Raw genomic sequence first — 19,468 nt, forward strand, 5'->3', positions numbered from 1 at the left:
CTACCCCACGGTGAACGCCCCCGTCGCCCCCGTGAACGGCGTGACCCTTCCGAGCAGGCTCTTCGCGTCGCCGTGGTGCACGATCCGGTAGGTACCGGGCGCGGTGTCCGGGGCGATCTTCCAGGTGATCGTGGCCTTGGAGGTGCCGGTGAGGCCGTTGAGCCGGGTCCAGCGGTAGGTGGTCTCCCAGTCGCCGTCGTCCAGCACCCGCTTCCACGTGCCGTTCTCCAGCCGCTGGACCTCCAGGAAGGTGGAGCCCCGCCGGACGTTGTTCTTCGGGTGGCCGGTGGCGAACTCGGCGGTCGCGGTGGAGCCGCGCGCGTACGAACCCTCCGGGGCCTTGAGGACCGCGCCGAACGTCCTGCCCGAGGGCGGGTTGTCGTACACGACCCCGGTCTGGAAGGTGAACTGCCGTGCCGACTCGTCCGGCGGCGCCGTGCCCCGCTCCAGCGCGGTGCCCGCGCGCAGGGAGTCCGCGATCCGGGCGTACTCCTGCTGGTAGGCGGGGAGCGTGTAGCGGCCGTACAGCGTGGAGCCGCCCTCGTAGTTCTGGGCGTCGTACTCCTCCGGCGTCGTGACGTACTGGCTGTAGGCGTTGGCGTACCCCTGGAGCAGGACGCGGTCCAGGGGTACGCCGAGGCGCTCGGCCACCGTGCGGCGTACGCGGAGTCCGGAGGCGATCGTGAACTCGCCCGGCGCGGCCACCAGGTGCAGCTCGCCGATCTTCATGATCTGCAGGGGGAGCCGCTTCGGGGTGACCGGGTGGACCTCGCTCAGCAGGCCGGTGGGGATCAGGCTCGCCTTCGGGTACTGGCAGGTGGCGAGCCAGGACGGGGTGTCGACGCGCAGCGCTTCGAGGATGGGGGCGACGGGGGTGCGCATGCCCTCCTCGAAGAGGGGGATCGCCGGGCCGTCCTCGACGCTGCCCGCGAGGGTGGACGCGCCCACGACGGCGGGACAGGTGCGGTGCTCCTCGCCGTCGGGGGTGTACGCGCCGTCCACGGTCACGTTCTCCATGTCGACGTAGGCGAGCCGGGAGTCGACCCCTCCGGCGACGGGCCGCGCGTCCCGGTAGATCGCGCGGGCCTTGTCGAGCTGGCGCTCGCCGATGACGCGGGCGTTCTCGAACTCGTCCTCGGTGGGCCCGGACCCGGGCCTGAGGTTGAGGTTGGGGGACATGTCGCCGGCGTTGGTGTTCGGGAAGGCGGCGACGAATCCGGGGGCGTCGTCCAGGTAGCGCACGTCCTCGTGGCCGTGCTCCCAGGCGTAGGAGGCGTAGCCCTTGTTGTCCGGGCTGATCAGCGTGTTCTTGTTGGTGATCGAGGTGTTGTGGGTGGCGAACCAGCTGATCGCGCCCGCCTCCTCGCCGCCCTGCTCGAAGCGCAGCACGGTCATCGCCGGGTCGATCGCGTCGGGGAAGGCGGCTCGGTCGGCGGCCGGGTTGCGGTCGAAGGCCTCGCGGGAGCGGTTGACGCTGGCGTTGGTGAGCGTGCCGGCGCCCAGGCTCATGGTGCCGGGCTTGAGGTCCTGGTGCGCCCGGGCGACGGAGTCGGTGATGCCGTCGACGATCGCCCGGTACGTCTCCTTCTGGAAGCCGAGGACGGAGAGGTTGTAGGCGACGTCGTGGGAGTACCCGCCGGGCCCCGAGTGGGTGTGGGTGGCCGACAGCAGGACGTTCGCCTCGTCGTACAGGCTGCCGTAACGCTCCTTCAGCCGGGCGAGGACGCCCTGGCGGACGGACTGGAAGATCATCGCCAGGTCGGCGTTGACGTACACCACGCGCTTGCCGCTCGCCCGGTCGACGACGACGAAGGCGCGCGACCGCTGGCGCTGGTGGATGCCCGAGGTCTTCTGGTCGAAGCTGGAGTAGCCCATCATCCCGGTCTCGGCGGCCTCGCCGGTGACGTCGGCGATGCCGCGCCCGACGAGGTAGCCCGCCTCGGCGGCGGTCTCCGACGCCGAGGCGGGAGAGGGGCCGGCGAGGGTGACCGCCGTGAGGGCGGCGGCGAGCACCGCGACGGGGAGCCTGAGCCGGGAGCGGCGGACGGCGGGGGGCGGCATGGGGCCTCCTGGGGCGGGAGTCGGGACGCCCCGGGCCCGGACCGGCGGCACACCGGCCGGGAGGGGCGGGGCGGTGCCCCGACCGTAGGGCAGTGCGACCCGCGCCGCATAGATGTCTACCGGCCGGTAAATCGCTCGGGCCGCCGGAAGGCGGCCGGGACTCCTGGTGCTACGGCGGGGCCTGGAGGCCCCCTTCGGCTTCCGCTCCGCCCACGCACTGCCGGAACGCCCCCTCGACCGGTCCGGCTTCCCGGAGGGCGCAGCGGGCATCGCCCTTGCCATCGCCCTGTACGCGTACGCCATCGGGAAGCCGTCGGCCACCTCCGGGGACGGCGCCCTGCCGCCGACCTGAACACCCGGCCCGGGCGGGAACGGTCGTACGGCGGTGCGATAGTGGGGGCGGGTCGGCAAGGGGCCGACCGGAGGGGACGCCGTGACCTACGAACTCGCCGACCGGCTGGTGATCGGAATCGCGTCCAGCGCGCTCTTCGACCTGACCGAATCGGACGCCGTCTTCCGGGAGCAGGGCGAGGAGAGCTACCGCGCCCACCAGGAGCGGCACATCGGCGACCCGCTCCGCCCGGGGACCGCGTTCCCCTTCATCCGGCGGCTGCTGTCGCTGAACGACCTGGCCGAGGTGGACGACCCCCTGGTCGAGGTCATCGTCCTGTCCCGCAACGACCCCGACACCGGGCTGCGGGTCATGCGCTCCATAGAGAGCCACGGACTGCCCATCACCCGCGCTGTCTTCATGCAGGGCCGCTCGCCCCACCGCTTCATGCCCGCCCTCAACATGTCCCTCTTCCTCTCGGCGCACGAGAAGGACGTCCGGGAGGCGGTCGCGGCCGGACTGCCGGCCGGGCACGTGCTGGGCGCTCCCTACGAGGACGACGCGGACGACCACGACCTGCGGATCTCCTTCGACTTCGACGGGGTGCTGGCCACGGACGCGTCGGAGCAGGTGTTCCAGGAGGGCGGGATCGAGAAGTTCCGCGCCCACGAGATCGCCAACGCCGCCGTCCCGCACGACGCCGGGCCGCTGCGGGACTTCCTGGCGAACGTGAACCGCATCCAGCAGCGGGAGGAGCAGGAGCGCCGGAAGAATCCCGACTACCGCATCCGCCTGCACGTCTCCCTCGTCACGGCGCGCAACGCGCCCGCGCACGACCGGGCGGTGCAGAGCCTCAAGGGGTGGGGGGTGACCGTCAACGACGCGTTCTTCCTCGGCGGCATCGACAAGGGCCGGATCATGGGCATCCTGAAGCCGCACATCTTCTTCGACGATCAGCAGGGCCACCTGGAGAGCACCTCGCGGACCACCCCGAGCGTGCACGTCCCCTTCGGCAGGCTCAACGAGCCGGCCGCGCCCCTCCCCGCGGCCCCGGGCGCCTGACCCCGTACGGAGCCGGAGCCCGCGGGCGTACGGAACCGCGGGCGGGAGCACCCGTGCGGGCCTCGGGCCCGTGATCGCGAACGGGGGTTCCGCACGCCCTCAGTGCCGCGACGGCCCCCGCCACAGGTTCCGCACCCGCAGCCACACGTCGCGCGCCTGGCGGCCCGCCGCGGTCCGGCTCCTCGCCACCAGCTCCCGGGCCTGCTCGGGCGTCTCCACCATCGGACCCGAACCGCGCAGCGGCCGTCCCGCCGTCTCGTGCAGGAAGAAAGTGGCCACCAGCCCGATCATCCCGGCCGCCATCAGGTAGTACGCGGGCACCATCTCGTTGCCCGTGGCCTCCACCAGGCCCGAGACGAACAGCGGGGTGGTACCGCCGAAGAGCGACACCGAGATGTTGAAGGCGATCGACAGCGCGCCGTAGCGCAGCCGGGTCGGGAACAGCGCGGGCAGGGTCGAGGCCGCCGTCCCCGCGAAGCAGACCAGCAGCAGCCCGAGCACCCCGCATCCCAGCGCCGGCAGCAGGATGCCGCCCTGCCGGATCAGCAGGAAGGCGGGCACGGACAGCGCGATCAGAGCCAGGCTGCCCGCCATGAACACCGGTCTGCGGCCCCACCGGTCGGAGGTCCGGCCCACGGTGGTGATGAGCAGCACCACCAGCAGCATCGTGCCGAGGACCAGCAACTGGGAGGTGGTCTCCGGCTCGCCCAGCGTGGAGGACATGTACGTGGGCAGATAGGAGGTCACCATGTAGTTGGTGACGTTGTACAGCAGCACCAGGCCCATGCAGATGAGCACGGCCTCCCAGTGCCGGGTGAAGATCTCCTTGAGCCGCCCCTTGCCCGACTGCCGCGCCTCCTCGGCCGGATCGTCCCCGGAGCCGGCCCGGTACGCCTCCTCCTGCTGGAAGGCGGGCGTCTCCTCCAGCTTGAGCCGCATGTACAGCCCGATGACGCCCATCGGGCCCGCGACGAAGAACGGGATGCGCCAGCCCCAGTCCGTCATCCCGTCCGCGCCGAGGACCGCGGTGAGCACGGTGACCAGCCCGGAGCCCAGCGAATAGCCCACGAACGTGCCGAAGTCGAGCCAGCTGCCGAGGAAGCCGCGCCGCTTGTCGGGGGCGTACTCCGCGATGTACGTGGTGGCGCCCGCGTACTCCCCGCCGGTGGAGAAGCCCTGCACCAGCCGGCAGACCAGGAGCAGCAGCGGAGCGGCGAAGCCGACTGCCGCGTACGTGGGCAGGAAGCCGACGGCGAAGGTGCTCACCGCCATCATGATCATCGTGAGCGCCAGGACCTTCTGCCGCCCCACCCGGTCGCCCAGCGGCCCGAAGACCAGCCCGCCCAGCGGACGCACCAGGAAGGCCGCCGCGAAGGTCGCGAACGTCGACACCACCTGCGCGCCCGGCGAACTGGAGGGGAAGAAGACCTTGCCGAGCGTGCCGGCCAGATAGGCGTAGACCCCGAAGTCGAACCATTCCATGGTGTTGCCCAGGGCCGCCGCCGTCACCGCGCGCCGGACCTTCGGCGGATCGGTGACGGTGACGTCCCCCTCGCGGAACGACTTCTTGCGCCGGCGGATGAGGGTGCGGACCATGCGTTCCACGGCCACGCTGTCATTCCCGCGCCGGGGGGTACGTCCCCGCCGTGCCGGTCCGGCCATCGGTCCGCCCTCTCCGCCCGGGAGGGCGACCGCCGTGGTGGGGCACGGGGCGTCCCGGGGCTCAGCGCCTCCGATTCTGGCCCTGCCCTCCGGCCCCGGCCTCCCGGGCGGCGCGCACGGGTGAGGGAGAGGCTCAGCGGACGGCCCGGGGCCGGTGGACCGCCACCTCCCCGTGGGCCGAGAGCGCGGCGGGCAGGTCGACGGGGGCCCCGCGCAAGGTGGCGTCCAGGAAGGACAGGGTCGCCCCGGAGGTGATCCGCGTGCTCTCCGCACGCCCCCGGGAACCGACCACGCCGGGGACCGGCGGCAGGTAGAGCGGGGCGTCGGTGAAGGTGAGGTGCGCGGCCCCGGGAACGGTCAGCCGGTAGTTCGTCGCCCCGCCGCGCTCCAGCAGCCGGGTGAGCCGGGGGAGGTAGTCCGGGTCGGTGTCCGGGCCGATCTCCTGGGTCAGCGCCAGCACCGGCTGCGCGAAGCGTCCGCCGACGGGCCCGCGCGGGTAGCCGTCCAGGTCGACGACCGCGTCGAACCGGGCATCCTCGCGGGCCGCCAGGAGCGCTGCCGCACCCCCGATCGAGTGCCCGGTCGCCGCGACTCTGCCGGTGTCGAGCCGCCCGCTCAACGGCCCCGCGACCGCACCGCTCTGCACGCGCTCCAGGCGGGTGAGCACCGCCCGCAGATCCGCCGCCCGCGCCCGGGTCCACCCCTCCGCCAACGCCTCGTCCTTCGCCGGGTCGCCGGTGGCGGTGACCCGGGTCCGGAGAGTCCGGCCGTCCGACAGGACCACGGCCGCGGAGTCGTACGGGTGGTCTACAGCGGCCACCACGTAGCCGTGGGAGGCGAGTTCCTCGGCCCAGGCGGTGTTCTGCCCCCGCACACCGCCGAGCCCGGGGGAGAACAGCACCACGGGGAAGCGGCCCCCGCCGTCCGCGACGGGGGCGCCGGGCACCGCGTGGCTCCGGGCGCGCGGCAGCCCGTCGAGCAGGAAGCCGGGGACGCCCGAGTAGTCGGCCAGCGCCGCCGAGACCGTACGCGCCTCCGCTTCGGTCCGTCCGAGGTACGGTGCGCGCCGGGCGTCCCGCGCGGTCCGCCCCGCCGGGTACCAGAGCTGCACCACGAGCGGGCGGGACTCCGCGCCCCGCCCCGCCCCGGCGGGTTGCCGCCCCCTCCGGTCCGCCCCGGCCGGACGCGGTCCTTCCCCCCGTCCCGCTCCGGTCGCGGACTCGGCCCATTCCAGCGTCCGCGTGCCCACCGGGAAGCGCCCCGACGGCTCGGGGAAGTCCGGCACCGGAAACGCCCACGCGGCCACCGGCCCCGCGGCCACGAGCACTGTGCACACCACCGTCCCCGGCAGGGCCGCCCACCACCGGGCCCGTCGCGGCGTCCGGCCGGAGCGCCGCGACAGCCACGGGGCGAGGGCGAACGCCGCCGCTACGGCGGCCGCCCCCACCACCGGCGCCAGCTGCCAGCGCGGTCCCGCCGTGATGAGGACGGCCACCGACCCCACGAGCAGCGCCCCCGACGCGAGCGCGGCCGGGCCGCGCCACCGCTCGGGAAGCCAGCGGGCGACGACGAGGACGAAGGCGCCGAGCACCGTCAGGGCTTCGGCCGCGGACAGGGGCAGCCCGGTCGATTCGGTCATGCCGTCATCGTCGGATCCGGCGAGGTCTCCGCACATCGCGCTGACGTCGCGACCGTGTGCGACCTGAGGCGCATACGGAGGGGCCGCCCGTCATCCCGTACGGGTACTCCGGGCCGGCCGGGCGGCGGCGGACGGGGAGTCGCGCGTACAGGGGGGCGTGGGCCGGATCGTCCGAGGGCACGAATCCTCGGCCCGGCCCCGCTGCGTGCCGCCGGGCGGCACGGTACGGTCGCCGACAGGGCCCGGCGGCCGGCGCCCCCGGTCGACCGCCGTGTACGGACAGCCGGCAGAGGAGAGCCATGAGCGTCGACGACGACGACGAATTCCGCCGCAGGATCAGGTCCGACGTCCCCCACTCGGCGCGCGTCTGGAACGCCTGGCTGGGCGGCAAGGACCACTACCCGGTGGACCGGCGCCTGGCCGAAGCGGTGAGCGCGGCCTACCCGCAGATGGCGGACATCGCCCGTGCCTCACGCGCCTTCCAGATCCGGGCGATCCACTACCTCGTCTCGACGGGGGTGCGCCAGTTCCTCGACGTCGGCACCGGGCTCCCGGTGGCGAACAGCACGCACGAGGTGGCACAGAGCGTCGCCCCGGAGTCGCGGATCGTCTACGTCGACGACGACCCGATCGTCCTCACCCACGCGGAAGCGTTGCTGACCAGCGCGGTCGAGGGGCGCACGGCCTACGTGGAGGCCGATCTCTCCGAGGTGGACGCCGTGGTGGCCGAGGCGGCGAAGACCCTCGACCTGTCCGAACCCGTCGCCGTGCTGCTCCTCTCGACCCTGGGGCACCTCGACCCGGCCGACGGCATCGACGTCGTACGGCGCTACCTGGCCCGGATGCCCTCGGGCAGCTTCCTGGTGCTCTGCGACACGGTGAAGACCCCGCAGACGCTGGCGGCGCAGGAGGCGTACGCGTCGGGGGACAACCCGCCCTACCTCGTCCGGGAACCGGAGGAGATCACCGCCTGCGCCGAGGGGCTGGAGCCGGTCGAACCCGGCTTCGTCCCGATCGACCGCTGGCGGCCCGAGGAGGACGACGCGGTACCGGTCGACCAATGGGGCCTCGTCGCCCGCAAACCGTAGCCGTACGGCGGGCGGGGCGCGAGGGGCACGGAGGACGGGCAGACCTCTCGCGTGCGCCCCGCGCCCCCGCCCCGGGCGGTCAGTCGCCCCGCCGCCGGGCGGAGGTGTCTTCGCGGAGCCGGCCGGCATGGTGGGTGAGGGAGTCCACCTGATCCGCCAACTCCCCGTGCTCCGGAGCGAGATGAGGGTGGATCGCGGTGAGCGGGGTGACCAGGGCCGCGGCGTCGTCGGTGCCGAGCGCCTGGCGGAGCCGCTCCAGCGAGGGGTCCGCCGCGGTGGGCAGATCGGCCAGCGCCGTGATCCGGCCCGCCAGCGACCGCAGGTCCGCCGCGTTCTGCCGGGCCCACGTGGTGACCGACCGGTCGCCCGCCCGGCGGTCCCGGGTCGCGCGCACCCGCTGCTCCCCGGTGCTGCCCTCGGGGCCGGGGCGGAGCCGCAGATAGCGCCGTTCGGCAGCCTGGCGGCTGGCGACGCCCAGCGGGTCGGCGAGGTCGGCCCAGCTCGCCCCCGCCGCACGGGCCGTCTCGATCAGCCCGGTCTCCCAGCCCGCGAGCTGCTCCCGCACTTCGCGCAGGAGCTGGAGGGAGGCCAGGGCCTGGGCGCGCTCCGCGGCCGGGGGCGGGCCGGAAGCCGCTTCCCCGGTGTCGAGGTGCGCCTCGCGGACCGCCTCGCCGATGGTCTGGAGCGCCGCCCACGCGGCGAGGAAGGAGACGGCGTCCGGGGCGGGGCCTCCGGGCGGCTCGTGCGGGGCCGGTGCGGGCATGAGGGTCTCCTCGGGGTGCTCGACCTTCGTCATCCTTGGGGTGACACGGCCAGTTGTCATCGGATGGATGACATGCTACAACAGGGGCAGGTGAAAAGCGCGGGCTGTCCGCCCGAACGACCGGAGGTGTTTCCCGTCATGCTGATGCGTACCGACCCCTTCCGTGAACTCGACCGGATCACCGAGCAACTCCTGCGCCCCGGCACCTGGTCGCGCCCTTCGGCGATGCCGATGGACGCGTACCGGGAGGGCGACGAGTACGTGGTGGCCTTCGATCTCCCCGGTGTGTCGCCGGAGGCGATCGACATCGATGTCGAGCGGAACATGCTGACCGTCAAGGCCGAGCGCAGGCCCGCGGTCAACGCCGACAACGTGCAGATGGAGCTGTCCGAGCGGCCCCTGGGGGCCTTTTCCCGCCAGATCGTCCTCGCGGACACCCTCGACACCGAGCGGATCGACGCCGACTACGACGCGGGTGTGCTGACCCTGCGTATCCCGATCGCGGAGCGCGCCAAGCCCCGCAAGATCGCCATCGGCGGGGAGTCCCGGCGCAAGGAACTCAAGGGCTGATCCAGGTCATCCTGATTCTTCCCCCGCTGTCCAGGTGTGACCCGCGCCCCGGCGGGCATGCGGTGAGCATCTGACTTTGCTTCACCTCGCTGCCCGCCCCCGCGCCGACTCGACGACGAGCCGCGGGGGTGGGCGGCGCATCGACACGAGCAGTACGGACGAGAAGGGCTGCCGCCACGATGATCCACGAGTCCCGGCCCACCGGCGCACCGATGGACACGACCTTTGGCCTGCTGTTGGAGAAGATCCGGTACGAGGGCGCCTACCCCACGCGCGAACGTGCCGAGGAGAGCCTGCGCGCCGTGCTGGGCGCGCTCGGCCGGCAGGTCACCGGTGACGAGCGGGTCGCGCTCGCCGCGGCCCTGCCCGAGGAGGCCGCCCGCGTGTTCACCGCGGAGGTCCCTGCCGTGAAACAGCTTCCCGGGGCCGCCTTCGTCCGTGAACTGGCCGAGCTGACCGGCGGCACCCCGGCGACCGCCCGGTGGGACGCCGGCGTGGTCCTCAGCCAGATCGCCGCGCTGGTGGGTGACGACCTCGTCGCCGACGTCGTCAGCTGCCTCCCGCCCGGGTACGCGCTCCTCTTCGGCCGCGCGGAACTCCTCGCCCAGGCGGCCTGATCCGAAGACTTCGCGGCGGTCCGGTCACCGGGCCGCCGCGAAGCCGTGAGGTCGGGGCGGGCCCGCACCGTCGTCGTACGGGACGTCTTCGGCGCGGGCCCAGGCCCGGCGCCCAAGGCCCCTGCCCGCGGCCTGGAACGGAGCCGCACCCGCCCTTCGGGTGCGGCCCGCTCTTCGCCCGGCAGGGTCACTCCGGCCTTCGGCCGCCCCGTACATGCCCCGGGCCGATCCTGGGCATCGGAACGGCCCTCAGGGAGAGGGCTGCCGGCGGATCGTCACCGGTTCGGTCTCCGCGTGGTTGTGCCGCCGTGCCCAGTTCTCCAGGGCGATCCGGCAGGCGTGGTCGAGGTGGCGCACCCCGGTCAGGTCCAGCTCGATGGGCTGGTCCTGCGGGAGCTTCTCCACCTGCTCCAGAATGCGGGGCAGCCGCAGGAAGGTGGCGTTCCCGGTGAGGGTCACCACGACCCGGCCGCCGGTCAGCTCATGGGTGGTGAGCTGGACGTGCGAGGTCTCCCAGGCCGACTTGACCACCGCGAGCAGCAGGCCGAGCACCACCCCTTCGAAGAGGTTGGTCACCACGATGGCGATCGCGGTGACCGCCAACAGCACGGCCTCCCCGCGGTGTTCGCGCCACAGCGGCCCGAACTCCTTGGCGGGCACCAGTTTGCACCCGGCGTGCACGAGGATTCCGGCGAGCGAGGCCAGCGGGATGATCCCGACGGCGGCGGGCAGCAGGGCGGCGAACAGCAGCAGCCACAGACCGTGGGCGACACGTGAGAGAGCGGTGGTCGCCCCGGCCTGGACGTTGGCGGCGCTGCGCACGATGACCGCGGTCATCGGCAGTGCCCCGAGCGCCCCGCAGAGGGTGTTGCCGACGCCCTGGGCCACCAGCTCCTTGTCGTAGTCGGTGCGGGGACCGTCGTGCATCCGGTCGACGGCCGCCGCGCTGAACAGGCTCTCCGCCGAGGCGATGAGGGCGAAGGCCAGCACGGTGCCGATGACCGCCACGTCGGCGAGCCGGGCGAACTCCGCCCCGCCGGGGAGGTCGATGGCGTGCAGCAGCCCGTTCACATCGGCCACCGCTGGCCGCAGCCCGGCCAGGAAGGCGACCGCGGTGGCCAGGGCGACCGCTGCGAGGGGAGCGGGGACGGTACGGACGGTGGCGGGGAGCTTCGGCCACACCAGCAGCACGGCGATCGTGCCGGCGCCCAGGCCGAAGGCGGTCAGGGCTTCCTGGTCCGTGACGATGTCGACGGCGAGGCCGGGGAGCCCGGCCAGCTTGGAGAGGCCGCTGCCCGGCTGCTCGATGTCGGCCATGGCGTACACCTGGCCGAGCACGATGATCAGGCCGATGCCGGCGAGCATGCCCTGCACCACGGAGACGGAGATGGCGCGGAACCAGCGGCCGAAGCGTGCCAGGCCGAGCACTGTCTGGAGGAGTCCGGCGGCGAGCACGATCGGGCCGAGCGTGCTGAGGCCGAACTCCTGGACCGCTTCGAAGACGAGGACGGTGAGTCCGGCGGCGGGGCCGCTGACCTGGAGTCTGCTGCCCGGCAGCAGGCCGACGACGAGTCCGCCGACGATGCCGGTGACCAGGCCCAGTTCGGCCGGGACGCCGGAGGCGACGGCGATGCCGACGCACAGCGGCAGGGCGACGAGGAAGACGACGAGGGACGCCAGCAGGTCCCGTCGTACGACGTGGGGGTTCTTGAGTTCCTTCGCGGAGATCACGGTGGTTTCCCTTGCGGTTACGGTCGTGTCCGGCCTGGGCCGGACCTGCGAGCGTGGGGGGGAGGGAAACCGTCAAAGGCGGGCGAACTCGGTCCCGCGCTCCGGTCGGTGGACGCTGACGGAACCGGTGTGCACTTCGTAGTACCAGGCGTGCAGACCGAGGGAGCCGTCCGCGATCCGCTCGCGCACCGCGGGGTAGCCGCGCAGGGTGTCGAGCTGGGCGAGGGCGTGGGCCTGGACCGCGCCGGGCAGGTCGCCCGCGCCGGCGGGGGGTGTACGGCCGTCCGTGGAGTGCGCCAGCCAGTGGCGGACGGCGGGCATGGCGGAGAGGTCGTCACCGCGGAGGATCGCGCCCACCGCGCCGCAGTGGGAGTGCCCGCAGACGATGATGTCGCGCACCTGGAGCATGCGCAGCGCGTACTCGATGGTGGCGGCTTCGCCGGTGGGCCGGTCCTCCGCCGGATAGGGCGGGACGATGTTCCCCGCGGTGCGGAGTTCGAAGAGCTGGCCCGGGCGGGCGCCGGTGATGAGAGAGGGGACGACCCGTGCGTCCGAGCACGTGACGAAGAGTGCTTCGGGGGTCTGGCCGTCCGCGAGACGTGCGAAGTCCTTTGCGTTCGCGGCGACGTGCTCGGTGAATGAGCGGGCGTGTTCTACGAGGGACTGCATGGTGGCCTGCCTCCTGCATCCGGTGGTACCGGGGAGCGGTGTGGTCGGGTCATATCGGTGAATGAGCTGTTCGTATCCGCATGAACGTTCGGAAGGGGAACCGTGTTTCACCTGTGGTTTGCCGCAGGGCAGCCGTCAGGGAAAACGCTCCGGCCCCTTCCTCGCGGATACGGCTACAGCTGAGCATATAGACCAGGACTTTGCTATCGCATTACCTTCTGGAGAATGACAGCGAATGCGCCACCCATGTCATTCATTCGGCTTGATCTTTGTGATAGCCAATGGGTGGCGCGTGCCGAAAGTGAAGACTGCGACGGCAGGTACGAGGACCGTGTGAAGCACGGGCGCGGCGACCGTGCGGAGAGGGGCGCGGCGCGACCGTACGGCCCCGGCCGCGGAGGTCGCTCCGAGGCCGGACGCGACGCCGGCGGGAACCAAGGGGACCGCGGGGGCTTCAGGCGCGACGGCCGTGCAGGAAGAGGTGCGGCTCGGGCGCGCCCGCCGGATGGTCCGGGGTGAACAGGGCGCTGTGCTCCCACTCCACGGCGATCCCCGCCCGCGCGACGAGGGCGGAGAACTCCTCCGCCCCGAAGCTGGAGACCCGGACCGGCTGCCCCATGAACACCGCGTCGACGCCCTCGACGTCCACCGGCACCGTCGCGACGACGAACAGACCGCCGGGCCGCAGCGACCGGACGAGCCGTTCCACCGACTCCCGCTGCTCGTGGCGCTCCATCTGGAGCAGCGAGAAGTACACGCAGACCGCGTCGAACTCACCCTCGGACAGGGAAAGATCGCGCATGTCCGCACACCGGAACTCGGCCTGCGGCACCTGCCGGGCCGCCAGCGCGGTCATCACCGGGGAGACGTCGACGCCCAGCACCCGGTGCCCCGCCTCCGCCAGGGTGTACGCCGTGGGCCGCCCCGTCCCGCTGCCCACGTCCAGCACCCGGCTCGCCGGGGCGAGATCCGCCAGCAGCCGCTCCAGCGATGCGCGGTGGGCGGCCGAACCGGCGAAAGCCCGCTCGTACTCCGCGCCCAGCGCGTCGAACACCGCCGCGGCCGCCGGGACGCGCCCCTCACCCGAAGTCCCCTGCCCCTCCCAGGACTTCCCGCTGCCACCGCTTACCTGGCTGTCACCCATCGAGGCGATCCCTCCGTGCTCCGGCGACCCGGTCGGCGTCCGCGCGCCCGGCCGCTGTGAGCGTCCCCGTGCGCCCGCCTGAGTATGCCCCTCCCGGGCCCCTGAGTACGTTCCCCCATGCTCCGGCGCCCGGGGCGCGGTTCGATGCCCGTATGACCTCCGAAGCACCGCGCCGCCCCACCGTCCAGCACGTCGCCACCGCCGGTTCCGTCCTGGCCGTCACGCTGCTCCCGCTCGTGGTCGGCGTCCTGCTGGCCAAGACCATGGCGGCGGACCCGATGACCTCGGTGAACGCGCTCCTCACCAACGGCGGCCACCGGCCCCGGGTGTCTCCGAAGGAGTGGCGCAGGTGCGGCGGTCACGCACTGCGGCGGCTGCGCGCCGCCGAACGGAGGCCCCTCCTCCGCACCGCCGGGCGCTGAGCCGGCGCCGCGCCGCCGGAAGCCCGGCCGCACGGCGCCGGCTCGTGGACGCGCCGGTCAGGAGACCGGTTGGGCCGGCCGGTCGCCGTCCGGCGAAGGCCGCTCGAACTGGGTGCGGTACAGCTCCGCGTACCTCCCGCCGGCCGCCAGCAGCTCGGTGTGGGCGCCGTCCTCGACGATCCGGCCCGCCTCCACGACCAGGATCCGGTCGGCCGCCCGGACGGTCGAGAGCCGGTGGGCGATCACCAGTGCGGTCCGGCCCGCCAGCGCCTCGGCCAGCGCCTCCTGCACGGCCGCCTCCGAGGTGTTGTCCAGGTGCGCCGTCGCCTCGTCCAGGATCACGACCCGCTGCCGGGCCAGCAGCAGCCGCGCGATGGTGAGCCGCTGGCGCTCCCCGCCGGAGAGCCGGTAACCGCGCTCGCCGACCACCGTGTCGAGCCCGTCGGGCAGGGAGGCGATCAGGCCGTCGAGCCGGGAGCGGCGCAGCGCGTCCCAGACGTCGTCCTCGGAGGCGTCGGGCCGGGCGATCAGCAGGTTGGCGCGTACCGATTCATGGAAGAGGTGCCCGTCCTGGGTGACCATGCCGAGCGTGTCCCGGATCGATTCGGCGCTCAGGTCGCGCACGTCGACCCCGTTCAGCCGTACCGCTCCCGCGTCCGCGTCGTACAGCCGGGGCAGCAACTGCGCGATCGTCGATTTGCCCGCGCCGGACGATCCGACCAGCGCGACCGTCTGGCCGGGTTCGGCGCGGAAGGAGACCCGGTGCAGCACCTGCGTGCCGCCCCGGTCGTCGAGCGTGGCGACCTCCTCCAGCGAGGCGAGGGAGACCTTGTCGGCGGAGGGGTAGCCGAAGGACACCTCGTCGAACTCCACGGAGACCGGGCCGTCGGGCACCGGGCGGGCATCCGGCTTCTGCTCGATCAGCGGCTTCAGGTCCAGGATCTCGAACACCCGCTCGAAGCTGACGAGCGCGCTCATCACCTCGACCCGCGCCCCGGCGAGGGCGGTGAGCGGGGCGTACAGCCGGGTCAGCAGCAGCGCCAGCGCGACCACGGCCCCCGGCTCCAGGCTGCCGCGCAGGGCGTAGAAGCCGCCGAGCCCGTAGACCAGGGCCAGCGCCAGGGCGGAGACCAGGGTGAGGGCGGTGATGAACGCCGACTGGGCCATGGCCGTACGGACGCCGATGTCGCGCACCCGGCCGGCGCGGGCGGCGAACTCGGCCGACTCGTCGGCCGGGCGCCCGAACAGCTTGACGAGCGTCGCGCCGGGCGCGGAGAACCGCTCGGTCATCTGGGTGCCCATCGCCGCGTTGTGGTCGGCCGCCTCCCGCTGGAGCCCCGCCATCCGGGCTCCCATACGGCGGGCCGGCACGACGAACACCGGGAGCAGCACCAGGGCGAGCAGGGTGATCTGCCAGGAGATCGTGATCATCACCGCGAGGGTCAGCAGCAGCGTGACGAGGTTGGAGACGACGCCGGAGAGCGTGTTGCTGAAGGCCCGCTGCGCGCCGATCACGTCGTTGTTGAGCCGGCTCACCAGGGCGCCCGTCCGGGTCCGGGTGAAGAAGGCGACCGGCATCTTCTGCACATGGTCGAAGACGGCGGTGCGCAGGTCCAGGATCAGCCCCTCGCCCAGCGTCGCCGACAGCCAGCGCACGAGCAGGCCGAGCCCGGCCTCCACGACGGCGATGAGCGCGATGAGGAGGGCGAGCCGGGTGACCGTGCCGGTGGCCTCGCCCTTCACGATCGCGTCGACGACCTTCCCGGCCAGCACCGGGGTGGCCACCGCGAGGAGCGCGGTCGCCACGCTCAGCAGGAGGAAGCGGTAGATCCGTCGCCGGTGCGGCCGGGCGAAGCGCAGGATGCGCCGCAACGCCTCCCGCGAGAACGGCCGACGGTCCTGCTGGGCGTTCATCGCGCTGTGCAGCGAATGCCACGCCGTGACTTCCATGTCCATGGGACGCTCCGAATGGTGGCGGCCCCCGGTTCCCCCGACGGCCTGCGGACCCCGCGGGCCGTCGGGCCCCGGGTTCACCCGGAACGTTAGAACCAAAAGTTTGGTTGAGGTCAAGACCGCCCCGGTCGGGTCGGCGGGCGCTTCCCGGCCGGTCGGAGCGGTGGCACGGGGCTGGCATGATCGGGGGATGAACGAGAGCATCATCGCCGCGTGCGACGGGGCGTCGAAGGGGAACCCGGGTCCGGCCGCCTGGGCGTGGGTCGTGGCGGACGCGCAGGGGAGCCCGGTGCGCTGGGAGGCGGGTCCGCTCGGCGTCGCGACGAACAACGTCGCCGAACTCACCGCTCTGGCCGAGCTGCTGGAGTCCGTCGAACCGGCGGTGCGCGTCGAGGTGCGGATGGACTCGCAGTACGCCATGAACGCGGTGACCAAGTGGCTGCCGGGCTGGAAGCGCAACGGGTGGAAGACCTCCGGCGGCAAGCCCGTCGCCAACCGCGAGCTGGTCACCCGCATCGACGCCCTGCTCGTCGACCGCTCGGTGACGTTCCGCTACGTGCCCGCCCACCAGGTGGACGGCGATCCGCTCAACGCGATCGCGGACCAGGCGGCCGGCGAGGCGGCGATCGCCCAGCTTCCGGCCGGTACGGCGCACGGCGCGACGGTCCCGCCGGTGCCCGCGCCGGTACGGTCCGCCAAGGGGCGCGCGGCAGGCCCCGGGGGGTCGGGCGACAGCGCGAAGGGGAGGAGCGCCGGGGGCGCGTCCCGGGGCGGGCGGTCCACCGGCACGATCAAGGCCCGCTTCGCCGGGCGCTGCCACTGCGGTCGGCCGTACGCGGCCAAGGAGCCGATCGCGAAGAATCCGAACGGCTGGGGCCACCCGGAGTGCCGTACCGCCTCCGCCTGATCACGCGACCGCCGGGGGCGGACCGCGGCTGCGCCCGGGGGAGGCCGGGGCCGCTCGGAAAGCGGCGGGGCAGGGAAGGTCCGGGCGCCCCGGGAGGTCCGCAGGGGCCGGAGAGCCCCGGGCGCGGCGAAGACCCCGAAGACCTCAGAGATCGGCCCAGACGAGCCGGCCCGTCAGCGCGGCCCGTGTGCCCCAGCGGGCCGCCAGCGCGTCGACGAGCAGGAGCCCCCGGCCGTCCTCGGTGAGGCGGTCGAGCGCGTCGTCGGCTTCGAGGTCGGCCGCCGCCGGGGCCTTCCCGACCGGCAGGCCGGCGGAGTCGGCCGGGGACGCCGGGGCCGGAATCCGGGCCCGGCCGCGGTTCCACACGCAGATGCGCACCCCCTCGGCGGAGCGCAGGAGGCGGCAGCGGATGCGCCGGGTGCTGGTGTGCCGCACGGCGTTGGCGACCAGTTCGGTCACTATCAGAGCCGCCGCATCGACCCGGTCGGCTGGTTCCCCCCAGTCCCGCATGGCTTCCTGAACCCGGTGCCGGGCCTCGGGGACGCCCCCGGGAAGACGGGGAACCCACCAGCTGTGCGCCCCCGGGGCGTCTTGGGCGCTTCCGTCATCGGGAGCGCGTTCCGCGCAACTGCCTATTTCCGACATGTATGCACTCTCGACGCAAAACGCATACTTTGCAAGCGACAGAGTGTGCAGTGCCCCGTCCCGGGGCCCGACGAAGAAGGTTTCCGCATGCGAGCCCGGTCCGGCCCCACCGTGGAACACCGCGTCCTCGCGGTCCGCCTCCGCCGGCTGCGCGAGCGCGCCGGGGTCAGCCTGCGCGCCGCCGCCGAGGCGCTGGACGCCCACCCCGCCACCGTCCGGCGCATCGAACGCGCCGAGACCGGACTCGACGCCCGGCAGGTCCGCGAACTGCTGCGCTGCTACGGCGTACCGCCCGCCGTGGCCGAGCCCATCATGACCGGCCTCACCGCCGCGAACCTCCCCGGCTGGTGGCACCGGTGGCGGGACGAGATGGAGGGCTGGCAGCAGGAGACCATCGGCATGGAGTCCTCGGCCGGCCTCGTGCGCACCTGGCACCCGGCCCTGGTCCCCGAACTGCTGCGCACCCCCGCCTACGCTGCCGCCCTCTACCGCACCCAGTACCCGGACGACGGTCCCGCCCGCCGGGAGCGCCGCGTGGAACTGCTGGAGGAGCGCCGACGCCGCCTGGACGAGCGGGGGGCCGCCCTGTGGGCCCTGTTCCCCGCGGCGGCCCTCCACACCCGGGTGGGCGACCGGGGGACCATGGACGGACAGCGGGCCGCCCTGGCCGAAGCGATGGAGGAACGGCACATCACCGTCCAGGTGGTACCGCTGGATCATCCGCCGCACCCCCTGACCGGGGTGCCGCCCCTGCACATCCTGCGGGTGCCCGTGCCCGAGATCGGCGACCTGGCGGTGCTGGAGACGCCGGGCGTGCGGGTCGACCTCGTCGACGACCCCGACGCCGTCACGGCCCACCGCATCCGGCTGGACGCCGCCTGCGCCGCCGCCCCCGGCCCCGGAACCCCGCTGCCGCCATGAGCCGGGACGGAGCCCGCCCGCCCCGCCGCACGCGGTCCGTCCCGGCCGTCGGGATGCGGACCCTCCCGGTTCCGTCCAGCGTGGGGGAGTGGTGCAGCCGAGCAGAGCCAAGTGGATCCCGTCGGGGATCATCGTGCTGGGCGTCGTCCTGGACCTGGTGACACCGGAAGGGGTCACCTCCGCCCCCCTCCTGGTGGCCGCCCCCGTCGCCGCCGCGCCCCTGCTCGCTCCGCGCGGCATCATCGCGATCGGCGCGCTCGCCATGGCCGCCCACGCGTTCCTCGCCTGGTTCGACGGCGCCTTCGGCTGGCAACGCGATGTCGTCGACCAGCTCACCCTTCTGGCCGTAACGGTGCTGGCCGTCCTGATCAACCGCGCCCTGGAAGGGCGGGACGCCCGGACCCGGCGGGCCCGGCAGATCGCCGCCGTGGCCCAGAGCGCGGTCCTGCCCCGGCCCCCCTCGCGCATCGGTGAACTGCGGATCGCCGCCCGGTACGTGCCCGCCGAGGACGAGGCCGTGATCGGCGGCGACCTCTACGTCGTCCAGGACACTCCGCACGGGGTCCGCGTGATGGTCGGGGACGTACGCGGCAAGGGCCTGGGCGCGGTGAGCGCGGTCTGCGCGGACCTGGGGGCGTTCCGGTACGCGGCGGACGAGGCGGAGGACCTGCCCGCACTGGTGGCCGCACTGGAGCGGGCGCTGCTGCGCGAGGGAGCCCGGCGCGGCGGCCAGGAGCAGGAGGAGGGGTTCACCACCGCGCTGATCGCCGAGTTCGCCGACGGCCTGGACACCGTTCGGGTGGTCAACCGGGGGCACCCGCCCCCGGTGCTGCTGGACGCCGAGGGGCGGGCGACCCCCCTCGGCCCCTCCGAGGAGTCGCCCCCGCTCGGCATGGGCGCTCTCGGGGCCTGGTCGTCGCCGGTGGACACGTTCCCCTTCCCGCCCGGGGCCACCCTCGTCTGCTACACGGACGGGGTCACCGAGGCCCGCGACGAGTCCGGGGTCTTCTACGACGCGGTCGTCCGGCTGCCGTTGCTCGTCCGGCACCGTGCCCCGGCCACCCCGGCGCGGATCCTCCACCTGCTGATCGAGGACGTCGGACGCCACACCGGCGGCCGGGTCCAGGACGACCAGGCGCTCCTCGCCCTGCACCGCCCGGCACGGAGCGACCGGCCCTCCGGGTCGACGGCGTACGGATGACGGAGGGCCCGGCCTTTCGCACCGGGGCCCCGCCCGGGGCCGGGCGGTGCGGCACAGGGCACGGCCGACCGGAGCATCCCCG

At 73.6% G+C, this 19,468-nt stretch carries 18 protein-coding genes; 9 read left to right on the forward strand and 9 right to left on the reverse strand.

Annotation, left to right across the window (positions count from 1 at the left end; translation table 11 throughout):
- Window positions 1–2,061 (reverse strand): neutral/alkaline ceramidase, encoded by a 2,061-nt coding sequence (locus AMK24_RS26185; protein WP_073771351.1) that lies wholly within the window; start codon window positions 2,059–2,061, stop codon window positions 1–3.
- Window positions 2,062–2,227: 166 nt separating this feature from the next.
- On the opposite strand from AMK24_RS26185, the gene AMK24_RS26190 reads away from it, so the two are divergent.
- Both AMK24_RS26190 and AMK24_RS26195 read left to right on the forward strand, forming a co-directional pair.
- Window positions 2,228–2,413 (forward strand): hypothetical protein, encoded by a 186-nt coding sequence (locus AMK24_RS26190; RefSeq protein ID WP_073771352.1) that lies wholly within the window; start codon window positions 2,228–2,230, stop codon window positions 2,411–2,413.
- Between the two features lie 81 nt (window positions 2,414–2,494).
- Complete coding sequence (locus AMK24_RS26195; protein ID WP_073771353.1) at window positions 2,495–3,454, forward strand: 5'-nucleotidase; 960 nt, start codon at window positions 2,495–2,497, stop codon at window positions 3,452–3,454.
- Between the two features lie 99 nt (window positions 3,455–3,553).
- Here the strand turns inward: AMK24_RS26195 and proP are convergent, their stop codons facing one another.
- Both proP and AMK24_RS26205 read right to left on the reverse strand, forming a co-directional pair.
- A complete protein-coding gene (gene proP, locus AMK24_RS26200) occupies window positions 3,554–5,050 on the reverse strand; it encodes a glycine betaine/L-proline transporter ProP (RefSeq protein ID WP_073771456.1) in 1,497 nt (498 codons plus the stop codon).
- A gap of 199 nt (window positions 5,051–5,249) precedes the next feature.
- Window positions 5,250–6,755, reverse strand: coding sequence for an alpha/beta hydrolase family protein (locus AMK24_RS26205; protein ID WP_107427471.1), 1,506 nt, complete (start codon window positions 6,753–6,755; stop codon window positions 5,250–5,252).
- Between the two features lie 299 nt (window positions 6,756–7,054).
- On the opposite strand from AMK24_RS26205, the gene AMK24_RS26210 reads away from it, so the two are divergent.
- Window positions 7,055–7,843: an SAM-dependent methyltransferase gene (locus AMK24_RS26210; RefSeq protein ID WP_073771355.1), complete on the forward strand. Its 789-nt coding sequence runs from the start codon at window positions 7,055–7,057 to the stop codon at window positions 7,841–7,843.
- Window positions 7,844–7,922: 79 nt separating this feature from the next.
- Here the strand turns inward: AMK24_RS26210 and AMK24_RS26215 are convergent, their stop codons facing one another.
- On the reverse strand, window positions 7,923–8,606 hold the full coding sequence (locus AMK24_RS26215; protein WP_073771457.1) for an HSP18 transcriptional regulator: 684 nt from the start codon (window positions 8,604–8,606) through the stop codon (window positions 7,923–7,925).
- Between the two features lie 138 nt (window positions 8,607–8,744).
- On the opposite strand from AMK24_RS26215, the gene AMK24_RS26220 reads away from it, so the two are divergent.
- Together AMK24_RS26220 and AMK24_RS26225 are read left to right on the forward strand one after the other, a co-directional pair.
- A complete protein-coding gene (locus AMK24_RS26220; protein ID WP_073771356.1) occupies window positions 8,745–9,176 on the forward strand; it encodes an Hsp20/alpha crystallin family protein in 432 nt (143 codons plus the stop codon).
- A 179-nt stretch (window positions 9,177–9,355) separates the two neighbouring features.
- Window positions 9,356–9,793, forward strand: coding sequence for a DUF2267 domain-containing protein (locus tag AMK24_RS26225; RefSeq protein WP_073771357.1), 438 nt, complete (start codon window positions 9,356–9,358; stop codon window positions 9,791–9,793).
- A 249-nt stretch (window positions 9,794–10,042) separates the two neighbouring features.
- Here the strand turns inward: AMK24_RS26225 and AMK24_RS26230 are convergent, their stop codons facing one another.
- The 3 genes from AMK24_RS26230 to AMK24_RS26240 form a co-directional block, all read right to left on the reverse strand.
- A complete protein-coding gene (locus AMK24_RS26230; protein WP_073771358.1) occupies window positions 10,043–11,524 on the reverse strand; it encodes a SulP family inorganic anion transporter in 1,482 nt (493 codons plus the stop codon).
- A 72-nt stretch (window positions 11,525–11,596) separates the two neighbouring features.
- Window positions 11,597–12,193 carry a carbonic anhydrase gene (locus AMK24_RS26235; RefSeq protein WP_073771359.1) on the reverse strand — a complete coding sequence of 199 codons (597 nt, stop codon included), beginning with the start codon at window positions 12,191–12,193 and terminating at the stop codon, window positions 11,597–11,599.
- Window positions 12,194–12,647: 454 nt separating this feature from the next.
- A complete protein-coding gene (locus AMK24_RS26240; protein WP_073771360.1) occupies window positions 12,648–13,337 on the reverse strand; it encodes a class I SAM-dependent methyltransferase in 690 nt (229 codons plus the stop codon).
- A 152-nt stretch (window positions 13,338–13,489) separates the two neighbouring features.
- Here AMK24_RS26240 and AMK24_RS26245 point away from each other — a divergent pair, with 152 nt between their 5' ends.
- On the forward strand, window positions 13,490–13,759 hold the full coding sequence (locus tag AMK24_RS26245) for a hypothetical protein (RefSeq protein ID WP_073771361.1): 270 nt from the start codon (window positions 13,490–13,492) through the stop codon (window positions 13,757–13,759).
- Between the two features lie 57 nt (window positions 13,760–13,816).
- Here the strand turns inward: AMK24_RS26245 and AMK24_RS26250 are convergent, their stop codons facing one another.
- Window positions 13,817–15,715 carry an ABC transporter ATP-binding protein gene (locus AMK24_RS26250; RefSeq protein WP_073771362.1) on the reverse strand — a complete coding sequence of 633 codons (1,899 nt, stop codon included), beginning with the start codon at window positions 15,713–15,715 and terminating at the stop codon, window positions 13,817–13,819.
- A 187-nt stretch (window positions 15,716–15,902) separates the two neighbouring features.
- On the opposite strand from AMK24_RS26250, the gene AMK24_RS26255 reads away from it, so the two are divergent.
- Window positions 15,903–16,619, forward strand: coding sequence for a ribonuclease H family protein (locus AMK24_RS26255; RefSeq protein WP_073771363.1), 717 nt, complete (start codon window positions 15,903–15,905; stop codon window positions 16,617–16,619).
- Between the two features lie 144 nt (window positions 16,620–16,763).
- Here the strand turns inward: AMK24_RS26255 and AMK24_RS26260 are convergent, their stop codons facing one another.
- Complete coding sequence (locus tag AMK24_RS26260) at window positions 16,764–17,129, reverse strand: ATP-binding protein (RefSeq protein ID WP_242435259.1); 366 nt, start codon at window positions 17,127–17,129, stop codon at window positions 16,764–16,766.
- Between the two features lie 222 nt (window positions 17,130–17,351).
- On the opposite strand from AMK24_RS26260, the gene AMK24_RS26265 reads away from it, so the two are divergent.
- Window positions 17,352–18,185 carry a Scr1 family TA system antitoxin-like transcriptional regulator gene (locus AMK24_RS26265; protein WP_073771365.1) on the forward strand — a complete coding sequence of 278 codons (834 nt, stop codon included), beginning with the start codon at window positions 17,352–17,354 and terminating at the stop codon, window positions 18,183–18,185.
- A gap of 88 nt (window positions 18,186–18,273) precedes the next feature.
- Window positions 18,274–19,386, forward strand: a complete 1,113-nt coding sequence (locus tag AMK24_RS26270) for a PP2C family protein-serine/threonine phosphatase (RefSeq protein WP_073771366.1) — start codon at window positions 18,274–18,276, stop codon at window positions 19,384–19,386.
- The last annotated feature ends 82 nt before the right edge of the window (window positions 19,387–19,468 follow it).

The organism is Streptomyces sp. CB02366 (genome assembly GCF_001905905.1).
Taxonomy (GTDB): Bacteria; Actinomycetota; Actinomycetes; order Streptomycetales; family Streptomycetaceae; genus Streptomyces.